Raw genomic sequence first — 23,476 nt, forward strand, 5'->3', positions numbered from 1 at the left:
ACGTTGCCCCCATAACCGCAGGTCAGAGGGCTGACCGGAAGATTTACGGTCCCCCGGGCCCGGGTGCGCGGGGCTTGAGCGGAGGTGACCGGTGCGATACTGCGACTACTGCGCCGGAAAGCTTCCAGCCAGCAAACCCCGGAACGCCAAGTACTGCTCCCCGGAGTGCCGGAAATCTTCCGGTCGGCGATCGGTGAGCGACCCGCCCGCTGCGGCTCCCGTCGTGACGACCCTGCCGTCAGCCGCACCCCCGGCGAACACAAACCCGCTGGTAGAGGCGGTGCGCGCCACGCTGGACGCGGCCGGTCGCCTGGACACCGTGCTGGGTCGTCAGGCCGTGGCACTGGCCGAGGCGATGAGCAGCGCGTCCGGCACGGCGCTGGCGGCACTGAGCAGGGAGCTGCGCACGGTGCAGGCCGAGGCGATGAAGGGAGCATCAACCGAGGTGGACCCGATCGACGAGCTGAAGCTGCGCCGTGACCGCAAGTCTGGCTAAGCGCCGCCTCGACCCCGCGCACTTCACGCACCCGGACTACGTGGAGACCTACGGGCCCGAGGTCGCCGACCTCTCGACCCTGGCCGGGTTTCCGCCGGACCCTGAGCAGGAACTCGGGCTCGACGTCCTGTTCGCGATCCACCCCGAGACCGGCGGCCCGTTGGTGTTCGAGTTCGCCGTGATCGCGGCCCGCCAGAACCTCAAGACAGGGTTGCTCAAGCAGGCGGTGCTCGGGTGGCTGTATGTGCTCGAGCAGCGCACGATCGTCTGGTCTGCGCATGACATGACGCCTACCGAGGAGGCGTTCCGCGACCTGGTCGAGCTCATCGAGGGATGCCCATCGATGAGCAAGCGGCTGGCGCCCGGCCGGTCGAACGGCATCTACCGCGGCAACGGTGACGAGTCGATCGAGCTGGCGACCGGGCAGCGGGTGCTGTTCAAGGCGAGGACCACCAAGGGCGGTACTCGTGGTCTGGCGGGCGACAAGGTGATCCTTGACGAGGCGTTCGCGCTGGCGCCGACGCACATCGGGACGTTGCTGCCGACGCTGGCCGCACGCCCTGATTCCCAGGTCGCCTACGGCTCGTCGGCGGGCCGGGCGAACTCGCACATCCTGCGCCGCCTGCGTGACCGTGGCCGCGCTGGTGGCAGCGTCTCGCTGGGGTACATGGAGTACTGCGCGCCAGAGGGCGGCTGTGTTGCCGAGGATTGCACGCACGAGTACGGCGAGGTCGAGGGCTGCGCCCTGGACAACCGGGAGAACTGGCGGGTCGCGAACTCCGCTCTCGGCCGCCGGATCACGCTGGCGAAGATGCAGGCGTTCCGCGAGTCCGAGCCGCCCGAGGAGTTCATGCGCGAGCACATGGGCTGGTGGGAGGAGCCCATCACGGCCGATGAGGTCCCGACCGTGTTCAGCGAGGACCAGTGGACGGCGTGCAAGGACACGGCGTCGAAGCCGTCCGACCCGGTGGCGTTCGGGGTGTTCCTGGCGCCGGATCGGTCCGCGGCGGCGATCTCGGTGGCCGGGCGCCGGTCGGACTGGCTGATTCACTCCGAGATCGTCACGGCCCGGCGCGGTGGGGACATCCACACGTTGCCGGGCACGGCGTGGATCGCGCCGCGGCTTAAGGAGCTCGCCAAGGACTTCGGTCCGTGCGCGGTGGCGGTGGCCGGCGCGGCGGATTCGCTGATCACCGCGATCACCGAGGCGCTGAGCGAGGTGGGCGTCGAGGTGATCGTCGTGAACGGTGCCGACCGGGCGCGTGGATGCGGGCAGTTCTTCGACGCGGTGACCGAGGACCAGCTGCGCCACCTCGGCGACGAGGGCTTCGAGTTCGCGGCCACGACTGCGGCCAAGCGCGAGCTGCGCAACGGCTGGGTGTGGGCGGACGGGACGGACGAACGGCTGGAGGCCGCGACGGTGGCGGTGCACGCACTCATTGACCACGGGCCGGAAGAGCCCGCCGAAACAGAGGTTTGGGGGTTCTGGGAATGACGCAGGTAGCCCTGATCCTGCTGGCGATCGCCGTGGGCGGTGTGGTGTCGGTGGTGGCTGGTGTGGCCGTGCTGGCTGGTGCCGGGTGGGCGCTGGTCGCCGCCGGGATCCTGGCGATCACGGCAGCGGTGCTGCTGCTCGATCCGGCGGACCTGCGCAGTCCTCGCGGCGTGGGCAAGCGCTGATGGGGTCGCTGATCGCCCGGATCAAGGGCGAGCGGTCGGTGCCGTCGATCACCACGATCGACGACTACGCCGAGCTGCTGAACACGTTCACGTTCAACGGGATCGGCTACGGCTACGGCGGTCTGACGCAGACGCTGGCCGGGCAGACGACCGAGCAGGCCGCGAACACGTTCGTCGGTCTGGCTGGCGCGTACGCGGGCAACAGCGTGGTGTTCTCGTGCATGCTGGTGCGCCAACTGGTGTTCAGCTCGATCCGGTTCCGGTGGCAGCGGCTGCGTGACGGCAAACCGTCCGACACGTTCGGTGTGCCGGATCTGTCGATCCTCGAGCGGCCCTGGCCGGGCGGTACCACACAGGATCTGCTGAGCCGCACGATCCAGGATGCCGACCTGGCGGGCAATGCCTACTGGGTGCGGATCGGCACGGAGATGGTGCGGCTGCGCCCGGACTGGGTTGATCTGGTGCTCGAGCCGCGCCAGATGGCGGACCGGCGCGGGCAGGTCGGGTATCGCAAGCTCGGCTACCTCTACACCGAGGGCGGGAAGAATTCCGGCGCCGAACCGGCGGTGTTCATGGCCGATGAGGTAGCGCACTACGCGCCTATCCCTGATCCGATGGCGCGGTTCCGGGGGATGAGCTGGTTGACCCCGATCCTGCGCGAGATCCAGGCCGATCAGTCGATGAGCCGCCATCAGCGCGCGTTCTTCGACAACGGGGCGACACCGAACATGGTCGTCAAGCACGACGTGAACGCGTCCATGGAGAAGGTCCAGCGGTTCGCCGAGATGATGCAGGAGAAGCACGGCGGCCCCGCGAACGCGTACAAGACGCTGCACCTGTACCCCGGTGCTGACGCGACAGTGGTCGGCGCGAATCTCAAGGACATCGATTTCAAGGACGTGCGCGGCGGTGGGGAAACCAGGATCGCCGCAGCGGCTGGTGTGCCGCCGGTGATCGTGGGTCTGTCTGAGGGTCTGGCCGCGGCGACGTACAGCAACTACGGGCAGGCGCGGCGCCGCCTGGCTGACGGCACCGCGCATCCGCTGTGGCAGAACATCGCCGGGTCGATCGAGCCGATCATGCCGCGCCCCGGCCGAGACGGCGGGCTGGACGTCCGGCTCTGGTACGACGCATCGAACGTGCCGTTCCTGCGGGAGGACGAGGCGGACGCGGCCACGATCGCCGAGACGAAGGCCCGCACCATCCGGTCCTACATCGACGCCGGGTACGAACCGACGTCGGTGGTGGCCGCGGTGGAAGCCGACGACATCCGCCTGTTGGAACACACTGGCCTGTTCTCCGTGCAACTCCAGAAGCCCGGCGCCGGCGAAACGCCTACGACGCCCCCGAGCGGGGACGATCCCGCACCGACCGAGGGAGATTCCTGATGCGTGTCACCGAGCAGCGCCGTGCTGAGCGGCCCCCGATCGAGCAGGTTCTGCGCGAGGCCCCGTTCTCGCTACGCGCCGTCGACGAGGACGACGCCGACGACGGGCTCACTCTCGACGGCTACGGCGCGGTGTTCAACCGCGAGACGATCATCGACTCATGGGAAGGCAAGTTCCGTGAGGTGATCGCCCCGGGCTCGATGAAGCGCAGCTTCCGGGAGACCCCGCCGAAGGTCCAGTTCGATCACGGGCACCACCCACTGATCGGGTCTATCCCGATCGCACAGTTGGAGACGATCCGCGAGGACACCGACCCGGTACTCGCCCCCGATGGTGGCGCACACGTCATCGGCCGCATCTTCGACAACTGGCTGATGCAGCCCGTGCGCGACGCGATCAAGGGCAAGGCCATCAACGGCATGTCGTTCCGGTTCAGCGTCGTGCGTGAGGCATGGGCGGACGCGAACGGGACCCCGATCCGTGACGAGGCCGTGCTGCGCGAGAAGCTGCGCGAGACCTGGTACGAAGACATCCCGGACGAGGAACTACTCGTCCGCACCCTGAAGGAACTGAAGGTCCCCGAGATCGGCCCCGTCGTGTGGCCGGCCTACGCGGAGACCTCGGTGTCGGTGCGCTCGAAGGTGATCGACCTCGCGCACCTCGATGACCCCGAGCAGCGCAAGCTGCTCGCTCGTGCCGTGTTCCTCGCGGACATGGCCGACACTGCCCCGCAGCAACCCACCGCCCCGGCGGTAGGGGAGCGCCCGGTATCCGACGCGCAGCGATCCACGCCTTCCGTAGGTGAGCGCCCGTCATCCCCTCAGCGCGGCCAGCGCCCCATCGATCTGTGGGTGCGTAAGTCGCGTGACGTGCTGCTCAACATCGAACAGAAAGGCAAGCGCAAATGAGCGTCAATCTGCCCAAACATGCCGAGACCGGTCTGCGTGCACTCGGCGTGACCAAGCGCGGCGTCCCGATCTGGCCGGTCCTCGGCGGTGACGGCACCGGCGACGGCAACACCGGCAACGCCCCGACCCTCACCCACTCGCAGAGCGTGAACCGCCTGCGCGAGGTGCAGTCCGAGCTGGAGCGGCTCGCGGAGTTCGACACCCTCACCCCCGAGGACGAGACCTACTTCGAGTCGCTGACCCGCGAATTCGGTGAGGTCGACGAGCACCGCAAGCGCCTCGAGCGCAGCGCCGAGCTGGAGCGTGTGCGCTCGGCGGCGACCGGTCTCAGCGCGACCGGCCTGCGCACCGAGCGCGGCTCGGTCGGCTCCGCGGCGCCCGGCCGCGGCGACTACGACCGCGACGCCATCCTCGAGCCCGACAGCGTCGAGGACGCTCGGTTCCGCAACCCGTGGGATCTGCGAGAGGTTCGTACCTTCGGCCGCCCGCAGGAGGAAGTCTCCGCCGAGCTGCGTGCGCGTGCGCTGTCGGCGATCGAGAAGATGCAGGGCGCCAACGACAACGTGCGTCAGGCGGCCACCATCATCGTCGAGCGGTTCGACGACAAGCAGTCGACCCTCGCGCGGCAGGTGCTGGCATCCTCGAGCCCCGCTTACCTGCGGGCGTGGTCGAAGATGGCGCGCAACCATCAGGATCTGCTGACCGAGGACGAGAAGCGGGCTATCTCCGAGGTGCGCGCCATGTCGCTCACCGACGCGAACGGCGGCTTCCTGGTGCCGTTCCAGCTCGACCCGGTGGTCATCAACACCTCGGCCGGGTCGAAGAACGACATCCGCCAGTTCGCGCGGCAGGTCGTCGCGACCGGCGACAAGTGGCACGGCGTGAGCGCGGGCAACGTGTCGTGGTCGTGGGACGCAGAGGGTGCCGAGGTGTCCGATGATGCCCCGACGTTCGCTCAGCCGACGATCGACATCTACAAGGCGCAGGGCTTCGTGCCGATCACCATCGAGGCGCTCGAGGACGAGGCCAACGTCACTGCGACCGTGGCCGAGCTGCTCGCGGGCGGCAAGGACGATCTCGAGGCCGTCGCGCTGATCACCGGCAACGGCACCACCCAGCCCAAGGGCATCGTCACCGCCCTCGACGGCACCGCCGCCGAGACCAGCCCGGCCACCGCCGAGACCTTCGCTCTGGCGGACGTGTACGCCACTTACGACGCACTCCCCGCCCGGTACCGGGCGCGGGCGGCGTGGCTGGCGAACAACCTGATCTACTCGCGTCTGCGATCGTTCGATACCGCCGGTGGTGCCGGGCTGTGGGCGACGGTCGGCAACGGCCGCCCCGACACCCTGCTCGGCCGTCCGGTCGGCGAGGCCGAGGCGATGGACGGCACGATCAACGCCGCCGCGACCTCGGACAACCACGTCCTGATCGCCGGTGACTTCCAGCACTACGTCATCGCGGACCGGATCGGAATGACCGTCGAGTTCATCCCGCATCTGTTCCACACCGGCAACAACCGGCCGTCCGGTCAGCGCGGTTGGTACGCGCACGCCCGCATGGGCGCTGACATCACCAACGTCAACGCCTTCCGGATGCTGAACGTGGCCACCACCGCATAGCAATCACCACCCCATCGAGGGCGTCCATCGTGGGCGCCCTCGATGGTTTCGGGCCAGCGAGAGAGGAAACCAGTCATGATCCTGCGAGCACGAGAAGCGTTCTCCTACACCGACAAGTCCGGGGTGCCGCGCGTCGTGCGTCCGGGCGATCTGGTCGACAGCGACGACCCGGATGTGAAGGGTCGCGAGCACCTGTTCGAGACGGTGGAGGTCGCGGCGAACCGCGCCGCCGGTGCCGTCGAGCAGACCACTGCCGCGCCCGGCGAGAAGCGGACCGTCAGTACCCGCAAGACCAGTGGGACGCCGAAGTCCTGATGGCGCCGCTCATCTCGACCACCGAACTGAGGCAGTGGAAACAGCTCGACGAGGACGAGTTCGACACCGATGCCGCGAACCTGGCGGTAGCGGGTGCGTCGGGGATGGTCCGTGCCTGGTGTGGTGGGTGGTCGATCAGTGAGGAGACCGTCACCGACGCTGTGCTCGACGGGCCTGGTGGTCGGTCGCTGTGGCTGCCGACGCTGCGACTCACCGCGGTCGAGTCGGTCGCGGTGAACGGCGATGTCCTCACGGTCGGCAGTCAGTACGACTGGACCGGCTACGGCAAGCTGATCCATCGTGGCCGGTGGCCGTGCACGCCGCGGTCGATCACCATCACCTACACCCACGGCTGGAACCCTGTTCCCGACGAGGTGAAGACCGCGACCCTGATCATGGCCGGGATGCTGTACGACAACCCGGACATGCTCGCCAGCTTCTCGGAGGCGTGGGGCCCGTTCAACGAGTCCCGCACCTACGGAGGGTCGGGAGCGGGGTTGCCGATGCCGGTCGCGCAGATGCTGGGCAACTACCAGCTGGAGACCCTCGGATGAGGTTCCGTCTCCAGCACACCGCCGGTCACCGCGTCTACTCCGAGACCGGTGGCAGGGACGATCACGGCAACGAGATCCCCGTGTGGGCCGCCCCGGTGGATGTGCCTGCGATCTGGTGGCCGGCCTCGACATCAGAGCCTCAGCTCGCCGGGCATGACCGCGTCGTCGTCGACATGGTCGCCGCGGTCGCTTCCTCGCTGGCGGTGTCACCGCATGACCGCCTGGTGCTCGACACCGCCGAGTTCGAGGTGATCGGCGCACCGTCGGGCTGGGACCGCGGGCCCGGCCGTCGCGCGCGTCGCAAGCTGCTGAATCTGAGGAGGGTCGATGGCTGAGGACCGGCTCGAATTCAACATCGACGCGTTCTACGAGCTGCGGTCCGCGCCCGGTGTCGTCGCCGATCTGGAACGCCGCGGCAGCAAGATCCTCGAGGCGTGCGGCGGCGAGGAGGCTGGCTACTTCATGTACAGCGAGCAGGGCGCCCGGGACCCTCAGGGCCGCCACCAAGTCACGGTCGTCGCGGGCAGCGAAGAGGCCCGCATCGACAACGGCGAGAACAACACGCTCGTCAGGAATTTCGGGCGGGCGAGTGGCTGAGGTCGTCGCGTCGCCGGATGTCGAGACCGCGTTCGTGGCCTACCTCGTGTCGGCGTACAGCGGCCGGGGCGAGACCGCGTACGTGGGCACCAAGGTCCCACGTACGCGCCCAGCTCGAATGACGCGCGTGCAGCAGATCGGCACCACCCGACCGACGCGCGGGCACTTCTCGGTGCGGCTGCTCGTCGAGTGCTGGGCGGCCACCGAGCCCGCGGCGTCGGGTCTGTGCCGACTGACCTACGCGCTGGCGGGCGCGACCGAGGGCGAGACGCTCGGCGGTGTGTTCGTCGCCGATGTCGTCACTGTCGGCGGCCCGGCCAATTTCCCGGAGCCCGACATCGGGCCCCGGTACCAGTTCACCGTTGACCTGTTCGTCGACGGTGAGGTGATCTGAGACTTCCCCCGGCAGCGGAGGGAGACACCCACCCATCAGGGCCTGCGAATCCTGAAGGGAAACAACGAAAATGGCTGGTAACTCCGTTGCCAATATCGCCGTTGCCGTGCCGATGGCCACGGGCGGTGTCATGGTCGCACCCGCCGGGACGGCTCTGCCGGTCGGCGTCGACTCGGCGACCACCGGATTCACCGCGCTCGGCTACGTCGCAGACGACGGGCTGCGCCCTGCGGGTGAACGCACCTCGACCTCTATCTACGACTGGGCGGGCAAGGAGATCTACTCGCCCCAGGAGAACCACAGCTCGAAGTTCCAGATCAAGCTGTACGCCGCGCTCGACAGCGATGTGCTCAGCGAGGTGTTCGGCGAGGACAACGTCACCACCGTCGGGAGCCTGACCACCGTCCACGAGACCGGCTCGCCCCTCGGTATCCACCCGTGGCTTTTCAACATGCGTGACAACGCGAAGCGGACCCGGTTCGTCATCCCGAACGGGCAGATCACCGCCTGCACCGAGGGTCCGATGGTGCGCAACGCGCTCCAGTCCTTCGACGTGACCCTCACCTGCTACGAGGACGACAACGGCCGCAAGGTCTACCGCTACTACGACAACGGCACTGCGGCGTCGGCTCCGGTGATCGCCAGCCGTGCGCCGAGCGGGAACCTCGCCACCGCTGGCGGCGACATCCTGTACCTGACCGGCAGCAACTTCGTCGGCACCACCGGCGTCACGGTCGGCGGCACCGCGGCGGCTGACTTCTTCATCGTCGATGACCAGCACCTGGTCATCACCACTCCGGCGAAGTCGGCGGGCGCCCACAACATTGTGGCGACCAACGCGACCGGCGCATCCGCCGGGTTCGCGGTGACCTTCGCCTGACCCCCCTGAACCCCGACGGCGCGGTTCCTCGCAGGCCCGCCGCGCCGTCGGGACCCTTGTCGTGGCCTGCGAAATGAGAGGGCCTGCGATGTCCGTGTTCGAAATCCCGCCTCCCGCGGGACAACTGAAGATCAACCGGTTCGAGTTCAAGCTCGGCGCGAAGACGGTGAGTCTGCCGAAGCTGGAGTTCCTTCCACCGGAAGGCGAGGAGTTCATCGACAAGGCGGCCATCACGCCGATGTCGAACCGCGACTACTTCCTCGGGCTGGTCGACGCGATCGGCGAAGCCGAGGCCGAGGACGCAGCGATCGGGAAAACGCTGCGCAGGATGCGTCTGCACCGCGACCAGCTCACCGCCTTGCACACCGCGTGGAAGGACTCGTCGAAGGTGGACGAGGGGGAATCCTCGGCCTCCGACGCTTCCTGAACGAGCACTCGGAGGCCATCGCGGTCGACATGCTCGCGATCGGACGCAGCATCCACGAGATCGGCCGCACCGTCTCGTGGTTCGAACTCAAATCGTGGATCGCCAAACCCCCGGAGTCCTCCGTGCTGCTGCGCGACCTACGCCGCGCAGCAGCCGAGGATGCCGCGGTGGCGGCCAACGCGGCCCTACCCGAGGACCGGCGAGTGGTCGGCACCAAAGCCGACGCGATGCCCGTCGACGAATTCGACGCCTGGTGGACAGGCGCAGCGAGTGCAAGGAGGTGATGCGCCATCGCCGTCGAACTGGCAACCGGTGTAGTGAATCTGGCCGCCGCGACCGACGATCTCGCCCGCGACACCGGGCGAGCGTTCGGCCGGATCGCCGACGATGCCCGTCGCCAGCTTCAGCGTTCCTGGGACCAGTCCGCCACCGACATGCGCACCTCGTTCCAGGCCGGGGCCGGGCAGACCTGGAACAACATCGGTGACGACGCTCGCCGATCGTTCAGCCGGTCATGGGATCAGTCGGCCGACGATCTGCGGCAGGCCATGCAGCGCGGTGCGCAGCAGGCGTCGCAGTCCTCAGCCGACGACATGCGCCGCGACTTCGGCCGGGCGTGGGATCGATCCGCTGATGACCTGCGAGAGGCGTTGCGTCGCGCAGCGAATCAGGCGGGCGGCGACATGCGTGACGCCATGGGCGACGCCGGGCAGGGCGCCGGTGAGGCCGGTGGCGAAGCAGCCGCGTCCGGGCTCGCTGAGTCCCTCGGCGGTAAGGCGGGGGTGATCGGCGCCGCGCTCAGCACGGTGTTCAGTGTCGCGGGATTCTCGGCCGGTGGCTTACTCGCCAAGGGCGTCATGCAGGGGATGGAGCGCGAGCAGGAACTCGACCTGACGCAGGCTCGCCTCGGCGTCGACGACGCCACCATGCGCACCATCGGCGCCGCCGCATCGCGCGCCTACGCGGACGCGTTCGGCGAGTCCGTCGGCGACAACCTCGACACAGCGCGCATGGCGATCCAGGCCGGTCTGCTCGACCCGAACGCCACGGCACAGAGTGTGCAGCAGGTGATCTCGCAGCTGTCGGGCCTGAACGACTTCATGGGCGGCGACATGCAGGAGACCGCCAAGGGCGCGGGCAACCTGCTCAAGAACAATCTGGCCGGCAGTGCTGAGGAGGCGTTCGACGTCCTCGCCGCCGGATACCGGGCTGTCGGTCTCCAGGGCGACGACCTCATCGACTCGGTGAAGGAGTACTCGGCGGGCTGGAAGCAGACCGGCCTCGACGGCAAGACCGCGATGGCTCTCATCGCACAGTCGATCGACCTCGGCTCCGATAGCACCGACCGGGCAGCGGACGCGCTCCGCGAATTCGGTCGCCGGATGTACGAGGAAGGCGACACGATCAAGGAGACCCTGGTCGGTCTCAAGCTTCCCGCCGACGAGCTGTTCGGCAAGCTCAAGGGCGGCGGCCCCGACGCGGTCGCCGCGTTCGACCAGATCTTCGACGCGATCCGCCAGATCGAAGACCCGATGGAGAAGGCCGCGGCAACGCAGGCGCTACTCGGCGACACGGCAGGCGATTTCATCGGCGTCTTCTCCAGCTGGGACCCGTCGGCGGCAGTGACCAAACTCGGCGATGTCTCGGGCGCGGCACAGGGTGTCATCGACACGATGGGTGGCAACGCGGCCACCAGCATCGAATCCGCGAAGCGATCCATCGAGATGTCCACCGATGAGATCTCGATGGCACTGGCGCAGGCGTTCGGCCCCGAGCTACAGAAGGTCGCGACCTGGGTGAGCGAGCACCAGCCCGAAATCCTCGGATTCATGGGCAAGCTCGCCGAGGCCGCGCTCGTCGGCGGAGACGCGATGCTGGCGATGGCCTCGGCGGTCCTGCGCGGCATGTCGATGATGGGGCAGGCCACCGCCGGGATCATCGAGCAAGTCGTCGAGCCGCTGGGCATGGTGGCCACGGTCGTCGGCAAGCTGACCGGCTCCGACGATCTGGAGTCGTTCGGGCAGGCCATGCAGGATCTCGACGACAAGTTCGCCGGATTCTCAGCTGCGGCAACGTCGATGGCAGACGGGATCGACAACACGGTGCGGCCCGGCCTGGACAGCATGCGGGAGGGGATCGCCACCAACATCGCCGAGGCGACGCAGGCTGAGATGGTCACGCGCGCACTCGGTGACGCCGTGTACGCGCTGCCGAACGAGCACACGATCACGATCACCGAGAACAGCCCAGCGGTGATCGCGGAGCTGAGCAAGGTCGGGATCAAAGTGCAGGAGATCCCCGGCACCAAGGACTTCAAGCTTCTCGCGGAGACCGCCGAAGGTCAGAACGCGATCGACGCGTTCCTCAACCGCAACACCAACCGCAAGGTCACCCTGCAGGCCGAGGTGACGCTGTCGGCCCGCGTCGCCAACGGTGATCTGGTTGTGTCGCAGGCGTCGCCGTGGGCGACCAAGCAGGCAGACGGCGGGATCCTGTCCTTCGCCAACGGCAAGCTGCCCAGTGACGCGCTGATCATGCCGGGCCGCGGTGACGGTCTGGTGCAGTGGGCCGAGAAGGACGCGGGGCCTTGGGAAGCTTTCATCCCGGGCGCGGAGTCGAAGCGCTCGCGGTCGATCCCGATTTGGTACGAGACCGGGCGTCGTCTCGGCGTGCTCGACTCCTACGCCGACGGCGGTATCGCCGGGCAGCGCGCGGTGTCGTGGGCGAAGGGCCGCGACGGTCTGCCCTACATTTACGGGTCTCAGGATTGCTCGTGGTACCAGTCCGGCATCTACAACCAGCTGACCGGCAAGAACACACGATTCACCACCGACTCGGACTTCGCCTCGTTCGGCTTCGTCCGCGGCTCGGATCCGACCGGCTTCACCATCGGCACCAATGGTGGCGTGGGCGAGGGCGGGCACATGGTCGGCGACCTGTTCGGCACCAACGTCGAGTCCGACGGCACCAACGGCGTGCAGTACGGGCGATCGGCCGACGGTCCGGAGACGATGCCGCAGCAGTGGTATCTGCCGCGTGACCTGTGGTCACCGCCCGCGACCGACGACACCAGCCTCGGCGGGTCTGGTGGCGCGTCTACCTCGCCGGGTGGCGGGTCCGGTGGGGCCGCTGGCGGCGGGACGGCGAGCGGTGGCGGGGCTGCCGGTGGCGGTGGTGGTGGTGGTGGCTCTGCCGGTGGTGGGGGCGGCACCTACAACGGGCAGGAGGTCCCCGCCGGGGTGACGCCGGTGTGGATCGTGGGCAGCGGCACCGGCACCACGAGCACGCTGCAGGAGACCTCACCGACCACGGCCGACACGTCGGACACCGCATCGAGCTCATCGAGCAGCAGCACAGGCACCTCCGATGTGCAGACCCTGGAGGAGGCATGGAACACCGGCGTCGGGCGGTTCGGTGATGTCGGCACGTCGTTCCTCGACGGACAGATCGACGACGCGCTCGGCACGGTCGGGCTGTCCCGCTCGGGCGGCGCAATACAGACGCTCGTGTCGACGATCTACGACAAGGTCACCGCGGCGATGGCGAGTGAGCTCGCGAAGCAGAACGTCAATCAGTCCAGTGCGATCAGCCAGTTCGGAGGGTCGCGATGATTGACCGCAGCTCGACCGGGTTGACGATCATCCTGCACGGGTGCGACGGCTCGACCTGGCACGTACACGGCGACGGCGCAGGCGCCGAGGGAGTGTGGTGTGCGAAGGATCAGATGAAGGGGCTGTTCGTTCCCCCGACGCGCACGGCGTGGGCGTCGGGGGCGCGGCAGCGCGGCGGCAAGATGAAGGGCCTGTGGTACGACCCGCGCGACACCGACCTTGGTTTCCACCTCGTCCCCGACCGTGTGCGTGTCGACCCCGAGACGCTGATGTCAGCGTGGTGGAACGCCGTCGGATTCCGTGAGGACGAGTACGACTGGGACTCGAAACTTGCGCGGATAGAGGCGATCTCGCCGAAGGGTGTGTCACGATTCCTCGACATTCAGCTGCGGCAAGAAGTCGACTTCAACCCTGGCATCGACCCGCTGGTGCGGCGGCACGCAAACCCGGTGTTGCCGCTGAGGTCGGGGCAACCGCTCTGGTACTCCGAGCCGGAAACCTCGACGTGGTCGACGGGCTCGACGTCGGGTACCGGGTCGGTGTGGGTGAGCAATCCATCGCCGATCCCGATGTGGCAGAAGTGGATCCTTACCCGCGGTGAATGGACCATCCCCGACCGGTCGATCGAGGGCCCGCCGCGTCACCGTTACCTCGGCCGGTCCAAGCGCACCGGCCGCGACGACAGCGGGCGCAACATCCTCATGCCGCCGATCGGGCCCGTGCAGGGCGGCGCGACGATCGACCTGGACCCCGATGCGCTCATGGTCCGCGATGCGCACGGGACGAATTTGCTCGGCCAGATGCCAGTCCCCGGACGATATTTCGAGTACGAGATCCCGCCGTGGACACAACCAGTCGAGCTACCGGTGAGCGTGACCGGCGCACCCTCGGGTGTCGGCGCCATGGCGAAGCTCGTGATGCCGCGGCTGTGGCCGCTGCCGATCGGAGGGTGGTAGATGCCCGCACCGACAACACCGGTTACCGACATCAATTTCGGGCTGTCCCTCGAGGAGCAGTGCGAGGCGATCTGGGTAGCGACCCGCGAGCAAGAGCGGCGACAGCTGCGGCTAGGTGCGGCCGACCCGGTCGTGCGCCTGTTCGACGCCGAGATGCGCCTGCAGCACCTCGTGCAGAACGAGTACTCGCAGGCGCTCGTGCTGCCGTCGAACGACACCGGCACGATCTCTCTGCCGGTGCCGTTCGATTCGCCTGTCGGACAATGGCTGTTCGATGAAAAGCAGCGACTCGACAACAACGAAGGTCGCGGCGTCAACATCATCGTCACGTACTGCGGCAGCAAGATCGGCGGACTCGTCGAGACTATCGATCTCGATCTCGATCCGCAGACCGGCGATCAGATCATCACGGCGAATTTCCTCACCGATTATGAACGGCTGAAATGGTATTCGTGCTGGAGTAATCCGTGGTTCCCCGAGTGGATCCAGTGGCCGCAAGTTTTCATTCTGCCGGGCCCGATTACGTGGATACTTTCTGCCATGCTGGATTTCCAAATCCAGCGAGAGAAGAATTCGGGGTGGGCAGTCCCGTCCGACCCCATGGACCCGGACCAGCGCGGGGACCTCGACCAGTCCACGTATTCGATGGTCGTCAAGCCGATCAGCTTTATCGAAGCCATGGCCTCGGGTGTGCTGTGGGGAATCGCGATCTCGCGATTCAAGAATTTCCACGACATGGCCGGGCCGATCATGGACGACGGCGAAGTCTGCTGCCAGATCGACATCTACGAGGAGGGTGACCCCGAGCCGTGGCCCGGCGCGAACCTGCGGCCCGGTACCAGGATCGTCCGCTTCGAGGACCGGTCCGGCACCTACTCGGGCACCGCGCACGGCGGCACCATCTGGGACGGACTCGTGCGCACTGTCCGGGAGTTCGTCGGCGACATGATCGACTCGTCCGAGTCGCTGATCGCCGATGGCTCGATTCCGCCGGAGTACTACGACCCGAACGCGCCACCACGAACGCAGAAGATATTGCCGTTCGTCGTATGGCGAGACGGAGAGATTAGCGGACTCGACCGATACAAATACCGAAGAACACCAAGCAAGGGAATCCAAGTCGTCACAGGCGGGCACTCGATGCCGGGGGTCGTCGGTGCCCCAACTCGTAAAGGGTTGGGGCACCGGCGATCTCGCCAGTCAACGAGGGAATTTCCGCATTCATTCAAATGGTCGGCGACCTCATCGCCGCCGCCATCGTCGTGCCGCCTATCGGCGGAACGGTCGATGCAATTTTGTCGCCTATATACACCGACGCCCTGCTCGCGTTCATGGTCGCACGTAGTGCGGCACGCGCCGCGACGCAAGGTTGGACCCGCTACTTCGAATTGTTCCAGTCGTCCTCGGGAAAGGCGTACACCCTTTCTTCGCTGCTCGTCCTCCGCGCTGGCTTCTGGGCGACCAGGGCATACGACACCGTCCAATTCGGTGCGCGTGATGCGAGCCCGTTCGTCATCGGCGAGGCCGGGCACGTGTGGCTCGACGACAGGTGCGGCTTCACCATCCGCGGCGACAAGTCCGGCCGCATCTACATGGACCGGGTGTCGAAGGTGGAGCTCAAGTGGGACCGGCAGACCAAGCCGACGTGGTTGATCACGATCGGGTCGTCTGCGGCGCTACAGGATCCGGTCGCCCGTGCGTGGGAACGGCTCGAGGAATTCACCGACGCCATCCAGCAATTGGGGCTTTTCGGCTGAGGCAAGGAAGGGTCTGCGATGGAAGAGACGCGACAGCAGCGCCGCGCGCGGGAGCGCACGGCGAAGCAGAAGAAGACCAGCGAGGACAAGCAGATCAGCCGCATCGTCGGCGGCCGTGTCGACGGCAAGACCTACGACAAGTGGCCGGGCTGGGAGGGCCGCGGCGTACCCACCCGCGAGAACTGCGACCTCGCGAACCCGAGGCAGGCGTTCTTGTGGATGTACACCGCGCCGCCCGGACAAGCCGGTGCGCCGCTGATGATGCCGACCGAGTACTTCGAGCTGCTGTCGTGGCGCATGTGGGTGCTCGGCGCCCGGCCGGTCGCCGAGCCAACGCAGAAGTGGCAGGCGCCGGTGAACGCGACCGCCAATCCCTGGACGGCCGCGGGCAAGTGGGTCGACGTGAACACCCCCGAGCCGGAGCGGAAGACGGTCGCGCAGATGATGCGCGAACTGCCGGCCGCGGACCGCGCGGAGATCCGCGGCGCGGTTCTCGCCGAGCTCGGCTACGACGGCGAGGCCCTGCCGGACAAGGACAGGCCCGGCCCGCCCGCGATGACCTACACCGTGGCCGCGCTGGCGCAGCGACTCAACACCACCGTCGACGAGCTGCTCGTCGTCCTCGGCAATCTCGGCCTGACCAACGCGACCGCTTCGACGACCGTCGGCCGTGACGTCGCTGACCGGATCGTCGCTCACCTCGGGCTCGGCTGATGTTCGACCCGACCGAGCACAGCATCGCGCAGGTACTCGACTACCTGGTCGATGCCGACGCTGTCGAGACCGGTCGCGTACTCGCCCTGGAACGCAAGGGTCTGGCACGCATGCAGATCCTGACCGCCGTACCCGTCTCGCTGGGCGGACGTCCACCAATTCAGAAGGAGGCCAACGATGCCAAAGGCTAAGCCCGCTTACCGCGAGATTGAACGATGGTCGGGCAACAGTCACGGGCGCGGCGGCGCTCGTGTGACGAACTTCTTCCTGCACACGCAGGAGGGAAATGGCACGGCCGAGTCCCTGGCCGGGTACCTGCAGAACCCGAGCTCGGGCGTCAGCTACCACTACACCGTCGACAACAACGGTGTGGTCTGCGACGTCGTCGACACCGACCTCTGCTCGTGGTCGGTCCTCAATGCGAATCCGATCAGCATCAACCTGTGTTTCGCCGGATCCCGGGCGGGCTGGTCGCGACAGCAGTGGCTCGACCTCATGGGCAACGGCATCGAGATCGCTGCGTGGCTGGCTGTGCAGGACTGCCGCCGGTACGGCATCCCGACCACCGTGATCGCCCCGCCGTACCGGCGCGGGTCCGGCATCTCCGATCACAACTACGTGACCCAGATCCTCGGCATGGGCACACACACCGACGTCGGCCCTGGCTTCCCCTGGGATGTCTTCGCCGCGCACATCCGCGATTTCACCACCGAGCAAGGAGGCCCTCTCATGGCACTGAACGATGCGGAACAGAAGCAGCTTCTCGACGACGTGCGCTACATCCGCGAGCAGCTCGGCCCGAAGCTGCCGAAGTGGGGCGAGGATTCTTCGCTCGGCCGTAATGCCAAGGGGGAGGAGCTGACGCTGCGCGACGGGATCGCCGCGTTCATCCGTAAGGCGGTCGGGAAGTGAAGCGGCCCAACAGGCTGCCCGAGCCTGCGTTGTTTCGGTCCGTCGGCGTGACGATCACCGCGGTCGCGGCTTACCTGCTCGGCCGCGAGGTGTCGACCGAGTGGGTGGAGACGCTGACGACGCTGTACGCGCTGGCCGCGCCGGTGATCGCCGGTCTGCTGATTCGGCCTGTCGTGCAGCCGGATCCGGCACGGTACGGGCCTCGGTCGCTGCCCGGTCAGGAGTGAGGCCCTGTTCGCCTCGGACACCCCGAAGCTCGGTAGCCAGGGGACAGCGGATGAGGAGTGTGTGAATGGGCGGGTCCGAGTACGGGGTGTCAGTGCGGACACTGACCGTCGTGGTTTACGTGGTCACGGTGGCGTGGGCAGGCAACATCTTCGCACCGTTGTTCATCTCGACGTACCAGGGCAACGCGGGCGTCAACGGGATCATGGGCGCGGTGATCGGGCTTCTGGGCGCGGCGCGATATCAGGCGTCTCGGAGCCGCGCCCGTCTGGACAAGGAACAGGCGGATGATGGCGATGAGTGACGTTCTGCTGCAGCTGCTGTTCGGGCTCGCGTGCATCGGCCTCGGGTTCTTCGCGGGCCTGTCGATGGGCTGGCGCGAGTACCGCATCGCGGGCAAGGCGGTGCCCGCGCCGACGCTGCCGAAAACCGATCGGCAGCAGGCGTACTGGCTGATCGTGGTCGGCGTACTTGCCGTCGCGTCGACGACCTTCGCGGGTATTCAGTCGTCACACCAGGCCGAATGCAACGCCGAATTCCAAAGCACGAGCCTCGAATTGCGGCGCATCGCCAGCGAAGACCGGGCACTCGAGGCGCAGGACGACCAGCTGCGTAACGAGCGAGACGACGCGATGACGCTGATGATCGAGACTCTGCTGACGCCGCCTCCGCCAGGGCAGCGCGTCGACGCGGTGGCGGCACTCAATCGCTACCGGACGACCGCCCACTCGATCGACACCAGGCGCGATCAGCTCACCGCCGAGCGCGCGGGCCTCGAGCGCCAACGACAGGAGCAGCCGACACCGAAGGCGAGGTGCTGACGTGACCGCCCCCGATGGGGGGTCACCCCCCGGCAGTATGGCCGTGGGTCTGTTCCGTGGCCTGCAAACAAAGTCGGTCGACGATGCGAAGTCGACGATGTCGGGCGGCGTGATGGGTGCGTTCTCGCACCTGCAGGACACCGCGCACGATACGTACAACGATCCGTTGGCCGAGAAGCCGAGCATCGAGCAGGTGCCGATCGATTCGACGATGTGGCACACGATGTCGCCGAAGGAACAGGCGACGTTCCCGCGCGCGCAGCTGGTGAAGCTCGTGCGGAACTCGACCAACGCGGGCGGCTCTGGCGATGGCTCGCACTCTCACGCCATCCAACAGTTCGCGACCGTGCCCGACTACCAGCCCGCCGGCAACAACAACGACTTCGCCGAGATCGGGTTCATCCGGATCAGCAAGGACTGTGCCTTCAACAAGGCGGGGTTCATCACCGGAGACTCGGCGACGTTCCTCGATGTGACCGGCGCGTACCTCGGGGTGTATCGAATGCACCCCGATACGGGCGACATCACCTTGCTGAACACCGGCACGTACACCACCAACATCAAATCCGCGATCACCCAAACCAACACCGAAACCTTGGTGGGGCTCGGCGGAACATTCACCGCGGTGCAGAACGAGGTGATCGCCGTCGCCCTGATCCAGGACACCAGCGTCGTCCAAACCGCGGCGTCGATCATGTGCGCGCGGATCACCGACCTGAGCCGGGAGGCATCGTCAGCGCGCCCACGCAAGGCATACGCCTACGCGGGCCCGTACAACACAGGGTTGCTGCCGACCAGTTTGACCGAGTCGAACCTCAAGTTCGACGCGTCGACGAAGCTGCCGTTCTTCTACCTGAGGGAGGTGTGAGCGTGGACAAGCTCGCCCACACGAAGGCGTTCTTCTGGTCGGTGGCCCTCGACGGGTTCGGGATCCGCCGGCACATGGGCATCGACTCGCTGCCCGACGACGTGAAGGCCATGCACAACCGCATCGTCCCCGCACTGTTCCATGCGATCCAGGCCGACGATCCCGACTACGACCCGCACGCCTGCCACTACCTCGGCAAGCCGGGCACAGAGGCGCGCGGCACCGGCGGCGTGAAGTGGTTCGTCGAGCTGCTCGAGGCGAACCGCGCGTTCATGGAGATCACCGGCGAGAAGCACGGCCCGCTGTACGAGCGGCTGTACGCACCCGGGCAGCACAGCTGTTTCCTCGACGACCTCACCGAGGCGCTGCGGCGCGACGATCCCGAGTGGAGAGGGCCGCTGAAATGACCGTCATCTCTGAGCCGATCGCCCACATCGGCGGTGCCGACGACCGGACCGGGTTCGAGTTCTCGTCGCCGATCCTGCGCTCGTCCGACGACGGCACTGCCACGATCACCCGCGCGCCCGTGCACCTCGTCGCCGTCGAGGGTGTGCTCACCACACCGGATCTCGACCCCGGCCCGTGCACTGTGCGGATCGGGCAGCGTGAATATCAGATCGAGATCCCCGACAGCCCGACCTCGGTTCGGCTGTGGCCGCTGATCGAGGCCGGGCTACCCGTCCCGCCCGACGAGGAGGCCGCCGCGGTGCGCAACGGCGGCGGGGTCGCGCGGGCACAGAGGATCACCGAGAGCGACTACGCGGCATTGGTCACGCCGGATCCAGAGACTTTGTACCTCGTCGTCGAGGACTGATCGACCACATCCATTCAGGGCCTGCGAATCCTGAAGGGACACAACGACAATGGCTGTGACAGCGAAGTGGTACTCGAAGGCTTACGACGCCGCGTTCAAGAAGAAGATCGACGTCAGCGCGGACACCTTCAAGGGCATGCTCGTGACCTCGAGCTACACGTTCGACCAGGACGCGCACGACTTCAAGGACGACATCACCAACGAAGTCACCGGCACCGGCTACACCGCGGGCGGCGCGACGCTCGCCTCGGTGACCTTCACCTACAACTCGAGCACGAACACGTTCGCGCTCGACGCGGCGGATCTCGCGTGGGGCAGCTCGACGATCACCGCGCGAGGTCTCGTCATCTACGACAGCACCCCGGGCACCGACGCGACGCGGCCGCTGATGATCTTCATCGACTTCGGCGCCGACGTCAGCACCACGGCCGGAACGCTGACGATCACCTTCGACAGCGCGGGTATCGCCACCGTCACCGTGGCGTAGTCCCGTGAGCATCTTCGCGCGGGGCACCGCGCCGAAGCTGCTGCGCCTCGGTGTCGAGCATGTCCTACGCGCGATGCTCGATGGCGTAGCGATCTGGGACGGCACCGTGCCCGCGCAGGTGCAGGTGCCGCGCGCGCTGGCCTCCGCTGCCGCGGTCGTGCCGGTCGTGTCGTCGACGCCGGGCGCTATCGCACCGCCCCCGGCTGCAGCATCGGCCGCTGCGCTCGCGCCCACCCCGTCGAACTCGTCGTCGATCGTGGCGACCGTGGCCACGGCGACTACGGACGCACCGGTGTCTGCAGTATCGGCGGACGCTGTCGTGTTCGCCCCGGCGGCGACGAGCTCGGCGACGGCGGTCCCGATCCTGTCGGACGCGAACGTGTCGGTGCCTACTGCTATAGCGACAGTCGAGGCGCTCGTGCCCGGTATTGAGACAACCGGGTCGACGATCGTCGTGCCGCCTCCAGCGATGGCGACAGCCGATGCGCCGGTGCCGATCGTGTCGGCGTCGAAGTCGGTCACCGCGCCGATAGCGACGGCGTCGGCAGCGGCGTCGGCAGGTACTGGAATCAGCATCGGCCTGCCCGTGCCCGCGGCTACCGCGTCGGCTGCTGCTGTGGTCCCAACGGTGGCGGCGATGAACTTCGCGCCCTCTGGGATGACGAAGAACGGTTCGGTCGCCTGGGCTGGTTCGGCGACGTGGGTCGCCATTCAGAACTGGACGGCGAATACTGGCACCTACCCGGGCAGCTCGGTGGACGGGTCGCACCGGCTCGTCATACAGGGCAGCAAGACCAACGCGTCGATCAGTGGGCAGGCTGCCTACACCGGCGGCGGATTCGCCCGCACGCACTCGATCCGAGTGGTCGACCAGTCGGGCAACGTCATCGCCACCGGCTCGCCGAATACGAACACCTCGGGCAACTGCACGGTGTCCGCCACTGGTGTCGATCTGACTGGGGTCACCGCTCTCGCCTTACAGATGTCCGGCGATTTCAGCGCTGGCACTTTGTCATCCGGCGCGAGCACCTTCCTCACGGTCACCTGAACACCGAACACGAAACGCGCCCCGCCGAATTGGCGGGGCGCGTTTCGTCGTTTCGGGGACCTAGTTGTAGCCGCTGGCCTGCGCCCACTTCCAGGCGCACATGTCCACGGCCTGTACCTCGTCGCCACCGAGGTCGATATCGAGCACATCGGTTGTCGTCGGCAGGTCGGTGGTCCGGCGCGCACCAGCGGTCGCCGCGGTCATCCCGCGAGACTTCGTGTTGACCCACACGTCGGACTTCTCGACCATCAGCCCATCGGCGGCGACGATCGACGCACCGATGTAGGGCGCACCGGTCGCCGAGGTCAGCAGCACCGCGTGGGCGACACGGTGGCCCGGGTCCTTCAGCTTCGCCGTGATCTTCTCGACCAGATCCGCCGGCGCCTGACTGCATCGTGGATCGAGCCCGGCCGGGAAGTCCGGCGACGGGGTCACGGTCGCAGTGCGGGTGAACTTCGGCGCGGTGGTCGCCGCTGGCGCCGCGGGGGAGGGCTTGCCCGAGGTGGTGGGGTCTGGCCGTGTCGCCCAGGTGGACGGCACATTGACCGTAGCCGCCGCGTCCGTGTCGTCCTTGATGACGTTGCCGATGATGGCCAGTACGGCGAACAGGATGACCACACCGATCCCGATTCCCCACGCGATCCGTGTGTTCGACTTCGGTCGGGGTCCTGCGGGGACGGACGGTCCGGGCCGGTGCGGCGGCGGTGGCTGGGTCAAGGTTCCCCCTCGATCGGTGTGGGTACACCGGTCGATCGCGCGGTGTGCGCGCGACGTTAGCGCAACACGCGCGAGAGCCCCGCCGAATCTCCAACGGCGGGGCCCTCAATCGTCAGGACTTCATCACGAAGCTGACAGCGAATTTGACCTCCCCGGGTCCCTCGGCCGTGCCGAACGCGCACATCGCGCGCCATGTGTAAGGGGTGTCCAGTGCGAGATCCTTCACCGTGCTGTGCCATTTGTAGTCGGCGGGTACGGGGGAGTGATTGTCGTGATAGTTCGATACCCCGTCGACAGATGCCGTGCAGGCCATCGTGTTACCGGTGATGATCGCCTGCACCTCGGGGGCGAGCTGCAGTGTCCAGAACAGTCTGTTGCTGAACCCTGTGTCGGACGCGTAGGCGACGTCGCCGGTCCACGTGCCGTGCTTCTTGAAGGCAGCGGATTGGCCGCTGTGGGTGAAGGTGACGATCTCGGGGACCTGTGCGGCGGCTGTGCCGGTGAGGAGGAGAGTCGCCGCTAGTGCGGTGAGTGCTGTGACGACGGACGTACGTGTGCTGCTCGACATTCGAATTTGTCCTGTGGTGTCTCGTCGATCACGACGTCGACCTCCAGTCCCTCGTGTACATCCGCGTAGCGGAGGCCGTCGAGATCGCTGACGTGAAACCACACGTGTCGGCCGGTCGCGGTTTCGAGTACGCCGGTGCCGTTGGTCGGCTTCCAGCGCCACACTGTCGCGGCTTCCATGGGTCTCCCTCGGGCGGTTGGGCTGGGTGGGCGAGTCAATGATCGCGCGGGGCGGAACGGATTGGCTACTGCCTGCGGTCGCTGGGCGATTCACCCCCTCGACGTGCGGCCGGGTTGACGTTGGGGTGATCGAGCGCGCGACGTAGGTCGGCGAGCTCGACTTGCTCTCGGCCAGAGTCGCGAGCGATTCGCTCGGCGATCTCAAGGGCATGGCGGGCGGCGAGGCTGTACAGCGGTGGTGGTGCGACCGCTGACAGTGCGTCGTTCACCTCGGCCGTGAGTGCGTCGAGCTCGGCGCTCACAGCTTGCCCTCGATCCGGTGATCGGGCACCAGCTTGTTGGCGTCGGCGAGCACTCGCATTGCCACCCGCTTGCACGCGCACGCGTCGAGGTCACATGCCCTGTGTCGCTGCCAGGCGCGATGCGCGCCCGCGAGGGTGAACGGATTGGCGGGCTCGGTGTGATCCTCGACCAGAATCTCCCGGTCGAGGAAGGCTTCGACGGCGACGAGATGCTGCGCGAGATCGTGAGACATCAT

At 67.3% G+C, this 23,476-nt stretch carries 32 protein-coding genes and 1 pseudogene; 29 read left to right on the forward strand and 4 right to left on the reverse strand.

The features are described from left to right. The first annotated feature begins 223 nt into the window (after nt 1-223). The 29 genes and pseudogenes from ACWFRF_RS20800 to ACWFRF_RS20940 all read left to right on the forward strand — a co-directional run bounded on the left by ACWFRF_RS20800 (nt 224) and on the right by ACWFRF_RS20940 (nt 21,474). Nucleotides 224-496 (forward strand): hypothetical protein, encoded by a 273-nt coding sequence (locus tag ACWFRF_RS20800; RefSeq protein WP_452451722.1) that lies wholly within the window; start codon nt 224-226, stop codon nt 494-496. After that, nucleotides 477-1,991: a hypothetical protein gene (locus ACWFRF_RS20805; protein WP_452451723.1), complete on the forward strand. Its 1,515-nt coding sequence runs from the start codon at nt 477-479 to the stop codon at nt 1,989-1,991. The genes ACWFRF_RS20800 and ACWFRF_RS20805 overlap by 20 nt, the downstream gene beginning before the upstream one ends. Then, nucleotides 1,988-2,176: a hypothetical protein gene (locus tag ACWFRF_RS20810; protein ID WP_452451725.1), complete on the forward strand. Its 189-nt coding sequence runs from the start codon at nt 1,988-1,990 to the stop codon at nt 2,174-2,176. Before ACWFRF_RS20805 ends, ACWFRF_RS20810 begins: the two co-directional genes overlap by 4 nt. Continuing rightward, on the forward strand, nt 2,176-3,564 hold the full coding sequence (locus tag ACWFRF_RS20815; RefSeq protein WP_452451727.1) for a phage portal protein: 1,389 nt from the start codon (nt 2,176-2,178) through the stop codon (nt 3,562-3,564). Before ACWFRF_RS20810 ends, ACWFRF_RS20815 begins: the two co-directional genes overlap by 1 nt. Continuing rightward, nucleotides 3,564-4,472: an HK97 family phage prohead protease gene (locus ACWFRF_RS20820; RefSeq protein WP_452451729.1), complete on the forward strand. Its 909-nt coding sequence runs from the start codon at nt 3,564-3,566 to the stop codon at nt 4,470-4,472. The genes ACWFRF_RS20815 and ACWFRF_RS20820 overlap by 1 nt, the downstream gene beginning before the upstream one ends. Further along, nucleotides 4,469-6,094 carry a phage major capsid protein gene (locus tag ACWFRF_RS20825; RefSeq protein ID WP_452451731.1) on the forward strand — a complete coding sequence of 542 codons (1,626 nt, stop codon included), beginning with the start codon at nt 4,469-4,471 and terminating at the stop codon, nt 6,092-6,094. The genes ACWFRF_RS20820 and ACWFRF_RS20825 overlap by 4 nt, the downstream gene beginning before the upstream one ends. Nucleotides 6,095-6,169: 75 nt before the next feature. Next, nucleotides 6,170-6,409, forward strand: coding sequence for a hypothetical protein (locus ACWFRF_RS20830; RefSeq protein ID WP_452451733.1), 240 nt, complete (start codon nt 6,170-6,172; stop codon nt 6,407-6,409). After that, nucleotides 6,409-6,963 (forward strand): hypothetical protein, encoded by a 555-nt coding sequence (locus tag ACWFRF_RS20835; protein WP_452451735.1) that lies wholly within the window; start codon nt 6,409-6,411, stop codon nt 6,961-6,963. Before ACWFRF_RS20830 ends, ACWFRF_RS20835 begins: the two co-directional genes overlap by 1 nt. Further along, nucleotides 6,960-7,298 (forward strand): hypothetical protein, encoded by a 339-nt coding sequence (locus tag ACWFRF_RS20840; protein WP_452451736.1) that lies wholly within the window; start codon nt 6,960-6,962, stop codon nt 7,296-7,298. The genes ACWFRF_RS20835 and ACWFRF_RS20840 overlap by 4 nt, the downstream gene beginning before the upstream one ends. Further along, nucleotides 7,291-7,560 (forward strand): hypothetical protein, encoded by a 270-nt coding sequence (locus ACWFRF_RS20845; protein WP_452451738.1) that lies wholly within the window; start codon nt 7,291-7,293, stop codon nt 7,558-7,560. Before ACWFRF_RS20840 ends, ACWFRF_RS20845 begins: the two co-directional genes overlap by 8 nt. After that, on the forward strand, nt 7,553-7,954 hold the full coding sequence (locus ACWFRF_RS20850; RefSeq protein WP_452451739.1) for a hypothetical protein: 402 nt from the start codon (nt 7,553-7,555) through the stop codon (nt 7,952-7,954). The genes ACWFRF_RS20845 and ACWFRF_RS20850 overlap by 8 nt, the downstream gene beginning before the upstream one ends. A gap of 70 nt (nt 7,955-8,024) precedes the next feature. Further along, a complete protein-coding gene (locus tag ACWFRF_RS20855) occupies nt 8,025-8,834 on the forward strand; it encodes a phage tail tube protein (protein ID WP_452451741.1) in 810 nt (269 codons plus the stop codon). An 88-nt stretch (nt 8,835-8,922) separates the two neighbouring features. After that, nucleotides 8,923-9,261: a hypothetical protein gene (locus ACWFRF_RS20860; RefSeq protein ID WP_452451743.1), complete on the forward strand. Its 339-nt coding sequence runs from the start codon at nt 8,923-8,925 to the stop codon at nt 9,259-9,261. Nucleotides 9,262-9,290: 29 nt separating this feature from the next. Then, a complete protein-coding gene (locus tag ACWFRF_RS20865; RefSeq protein WP_452451744.1) occupies nt 9,291-9,545 on the forward strand; it encodes a hypothetical protein in 255 nt (84 codons plus the stop codon). A gap of 33 nt (nt 9,546-9,578) precedes the next feature. Beyond that, nucleotides 9,579-12,872: a phage tail tape measure protein gene (locus ACWFRF_RS20870; protein WP_452451745.1), complete on the forward strand. Its 3,294-nt coding sequence runs from the start codon at nt 9,579-9,581 to the stop codon at nt 12,870-12,872. Continuing rightward, nucleotides 12,869-13,828: a hypothetical protein gene (locus tag ACWFRF_RS20875; RefSeq protein WP_452451747.1), complete on the forward strand. Its 960-nt coding sequence runs from the start codon at nt 12,869-12,871 to the stop codon at nt 13,826-13,828. The genes ACWFRF_RS20870 and ACWFRF_RS20875 overlap by 4 nt, the downstream gene beginning before the upstream one ends. A 153-nt stretch (nt 13,829-13,981) precedes the next feature. Further along, nucleotides 13,982-14,917 (forward strand): annotated as a pseudogene (locus ACWFRF_RS20880) (Gp37-like protein); the annotation flags it as partial. 122 nt (nt 14,918-15,039) lie between these two features. Beyond that, nucleotides 15,040-15,585 (forward strand): Gp37-like protein, encoded by a 546-nt coding sequence (locus tag ACWFRF_RS20885; RefSeq protein WP_452451793.1) that lies wholly within the window; start codon nt 15,040-15,042, stop codon nt 15,583-15,585. Between the two features lie 18 nt (nt 15,586-15,603). Beyond that, nucleotides 15,604-16,299, forward strand: a complete 696-nt coding sequence (locus tag ACWFRF_RS20890; protein WP_452451749.1) for a phage gene 29 protein family protein — start codon at nt 15,604-15,606, stop codon at nt 16,297-16,299. Further along, nucleotides 16,299-16,490, forward strand: coding sequence for a hypothetical protein (locus tag ACWFRF_RS20895; RefSeq protein ID WP_452451752.1), 192 nt, complete (start codon nt 16,299-16,301; stop codon nt 16,488-16,490). The genes ACWFRF_RS20890 and ACWFRF_RS20895 overlap by 1 nt, the downstream gene beginning before the upstream one ends. Next, on the forward strand, nt 16,477-17,211 hold the full coding sequence (locus ACWFRF_RS20900) for an N-acetylmuramoyl-L-alanine amidase (RefSeq protein WP_452451754.1): 735 nt from the start codon (nt 16,477-16,479) through the stop codon (nt 17,209-17,211). Before ACWFRF_RS20895 ends, ACWFRF_RS20900 begins: the two co-directional genes overlap by 14 nt. Nucleotides 17,212-17,258: 47 nt before the next feature. Next, a complete protein-coding gene (locus tag ACWFRF_RS20905; protein ID WP_452451755.1) occupies nt 17,259-17,438 on the forward strand; it encodes a hypothetical protein in 180 nt (59 codons plus the stop codon). Nucleotides 17,439-17,548: 110 nt separating this feature from the next. Next, nucleotides 17,549-17,740 carry a hypothetical protein gene (locus ACWFRF_RS20910; protein WP_452451757.1) on the forward strand — a complete coding sequence of 64 codons (192 nt, stop codon included), beginning with the start codon at nt 17,549-17,551 and terminating at the stop codon, nt 17,738-17,740. After that, a complete protein-coding gene (locus tag ACWFRF_RS20915) occupies nt 17,733-18,257 on the forward strand; it encodes a hypothetical protein (protein WP_452451759.1) in 525 nt (174 codons plus the stop codon). The genes ACWFRF_RS20910 and ACWFRF_RS20915 overlap by 8 nt, the downstream gene beginning before the upstream one ends. Before the next feature lies 1 nt (nt 18,258). Next, complete coding sequence (locus tag ACWFRF_RS20920; protein ID WP_452451761.1) at nt 18,259-19,125, forward strand: hypothetical protein; 867 nt, start codon at nt 18,259-18,261, stop codon at nt 19,123-19,125. Beyond that, entirely contained in the window at nt 19,122-19,532 is a 411-nt protein-coding gene (locus ACWFRF_RS20925) for a hypothetical protein (protein ID WP_452451763.1), read from the forward strand. Before ACWFRF_RS20920 ends, ACWFRF_RS20925 begins: the two co-directional genes overlap by 4 nt. Next, the gene (locus ACWFRF_RS20930; RefSeq protein ID WP_452451764.1) at nt 19,529-19,939 is read left to right on the forward strand and encodes a phage upper tail fiber protein; all 411 of its coding nucleotides are present in this window, start codon (nt 19,529-19,531) and stop codon (nt 19,937-19,939) included. Before ACWFRF_RS20925 ends, ACWFRF_RS20930 begins: the two co-directional genes overlap by 4 nt. 49 nt (nt 19,940-19,988) lie before the next feature. Continuing rightward, the gene (locus ACWFRF_RS20935) at nt 19,989-20,426 is read left to right on the forward strand and encodes a hypothetical protein (RefSeq protein WP_452451766.1); all 438 of its coding nucleotides are present in this window, start codon (nt 19,989-19,991) and stop codon (nt 20,424-20,426) included. Between the two features lie 4 nt (nt 20,427-20,430). Further along, entirely contained in the window at nt 20,431-21,474 is a 1,044-nt protein-coding gene (locus tag ACWFRF_RS20940; protein ID WP_452451768.1) for a hypothetical protein, read from the forward strand. Nucleotides 21,475-21,534: 60 nt separating this feature from the next. On the opposite strand, the gene ACWFRF_RS20945 is transcribed toward ACWFRF_RS20940, so the two are convergent. The 4 genes from ACWFRF_RS20945 to ACWFRF_RS20960 form a co-directional block, all read right to left on the reverse strand. After that, nucleotides 21,535-22,092 carry a hypothetical protein gene (locus ACWFRF_RS20945; RefSeq protein WP_452451770.1) on the reverse strand — a complete coding sequence of 186 codons (558 nt, stop codon included), beginning with the start codon at nt 22,090-22,092 and terminating at the stop codon, nt 21,535-21,537. Between the two features lie 211 nt (nt 22,093-22,303). Further along, the gene (locus ACWFRF_RS20950) at nt 22,304-22,759 is read right to left on the reverse strand and encodes a hypothetical protein (RefSeq protein WP_452451771.1); all 456 of its coding nucleotides are present in this window, start codon (nt 22,757-22,759) and stop codon (nt 22,304-22,306) included. 244 nt (nt 22,760-23,003) lie between these two features. Continuing rightward, on the reverse strand, nt 23,004-23,240 hold the full coding sequence (locus ACWFRF_RS20955; protein WP_452451773.1) for a hypothetical protein: 237 nt from the start codon (nt 23,238-23,240) through the stop codon (nt 23,004-23,006). After that, nucleotides 23,237-23,476, reverse strand: coding sequence for a hypothetical protein (locus tag ACWFRF_RS20960; protein WP_452451775.1), 240 nt, complete (start codon nt 23,474-23,476; stop codon nt 23,237-23,239). Before ACWFRF_RS20960 ends, ACWFRF_RS20955 begins: the two co-directional genes overlap by 4 nt.

It is taken from the genome of Nocardia sp. NPDC055165 (assembly GCF_053606985.1).

Coding starts and splice junctions, on each gene's coding strand:
- ACWFRF_RS20900 (WP_452451754.1), top strand. CDS start 16,477: ATGCCAAAGGCTAAGCCCGCTTACCGCGAGATTGAACGATGGTCGGGC.
- ACWFRF_RS20820 (WP_452451729.1), top strand. CDS start 3,564: ATGCGTGTCACCGAGCAGCGCCGTGCTGAGCGGCCCCCGATCGAGCAG.
- ACWFRF_RS20890 (WP_452451749.1), top strand. CDS start 15,604: ATGGAAGAGACGCGACAGCAGCGCCGCGCGCGGGAGCGCACGGCGAAG.
- ACWFRF_RS20860 (WP_452451743.1), top strand. CDS start 8,923: ATGTCCGTGTTCGAAATCCCGCCTCCCGCGGGACAACTGAAGATCAAC.
- ACWFRF_RS20895 (WP_452451752.1), top strand. CDS start 16,299: ATGTTCGACCCGACCGAGCACAGCATCGCGCAGGTACTCGACTACCTG.
- ACWFRF_RS20935 (WP_452451766.1), top strand. CDS start 19,989: ATGGCTGTGACAGCGAAGTGGTACTCGAAGGCTTACGACGCCGCGTTC.
- ACWFRF_RS20815 (WP_452451727.1), top strand. CDS start 2,176: ATGGGGTCGCTGATCGCCCGGATCAAGGGCGAGCGGTCGGTGCCGTCG.
- ACWFRF_RS20950 (WP_452451771.1), bottom strand. CDS start 22,759: ATGTCGAGCAGCACACGTACGTCCGTCGTCACAGCACTCACCGCACTA.
- ACWFRF_RS20960 (WP_452451775.1), bottom strand. CDS start 23,476: ATGATGTCTCACGATCTCGCGCAGCATCTCGTCGCCGTCGAAGCCTTC.
- ACWFRF_RS20855 (WP_452451741.1), top strand. CDS start 8,025: ATGGCTGGTAACTCCGTTGCCAATATCGCCGTTGCCGTGCCGATGGCC.
- ACWFRF_RS20865 (WP_452451744.1), top strand. CDS start 9,291: ATGCTCGCGATCGGACGCAGCATCCACGAGATCGGCCGCACCGTCTCG.
- ACWFRF_RS20840 (WP_452451736.1), top strand. CDS start 6,960: ATGAGGTTCCGTCTCCAGCACACCGCCGGTCACCGCGTCTACTCCGAG.
- ACWFRF_RS20930 (WP_452451764.1), top strand. CDS start 19,529: ATGACCGTCATCTCTGAGCCGATCGCCCACATCGGCGGTGCCGACGAC.
- ACWFRF_RS20835 (WP_452451735.1), top strand. CDS start 6,409: ATGGCGCCGCTCATCTCGACCACCGAACTGAGGCAGTGGAAACAGCTC.
- ACWFRF_RS20915 (WP_452451759.1), top strand. CDS start 17,733: ATGAGTGACGTTCTGCTGCAGCTGCTGTTCGGGCTCGCGTGCATCGGC.
- ACWFRF_RS20830 (WP_452451733.1), top strand. CDS start 6,170: ATGATCCTGCGAGCACGAGAAGCGTTCTCCTACACCGACAAGTCCGGG.
- ACWFRF_RS20810 (WP_452451725.1), top strand. CDS start 1,988: ATGACGCAGGTAGCCCTGATCCTGCTGGCGATCGCCGTGGGCGGTGTG.
- ACWFRF_RS20825 (WP_452451731.1), top strand. CDS start 4,469: ATGAGCGTCAATCTGCCCAAACATGCCGAGACCGGTCTGCGTGCACTC.
- ACWFRF_RS20875 (WP_452451747.1), top strand. CDS start 12,869: ATGATTGACCGCAGCTCGACCGGGTTGACGATCATCCTGCACGGGTGC.
- ACWFRF_RS20845 (WP_452451738.1), top strand. CDS start 7,291: ATGGCTGAGGACCGGCTCGAATTCAACATCGACGCGTTCTACGAGCTG.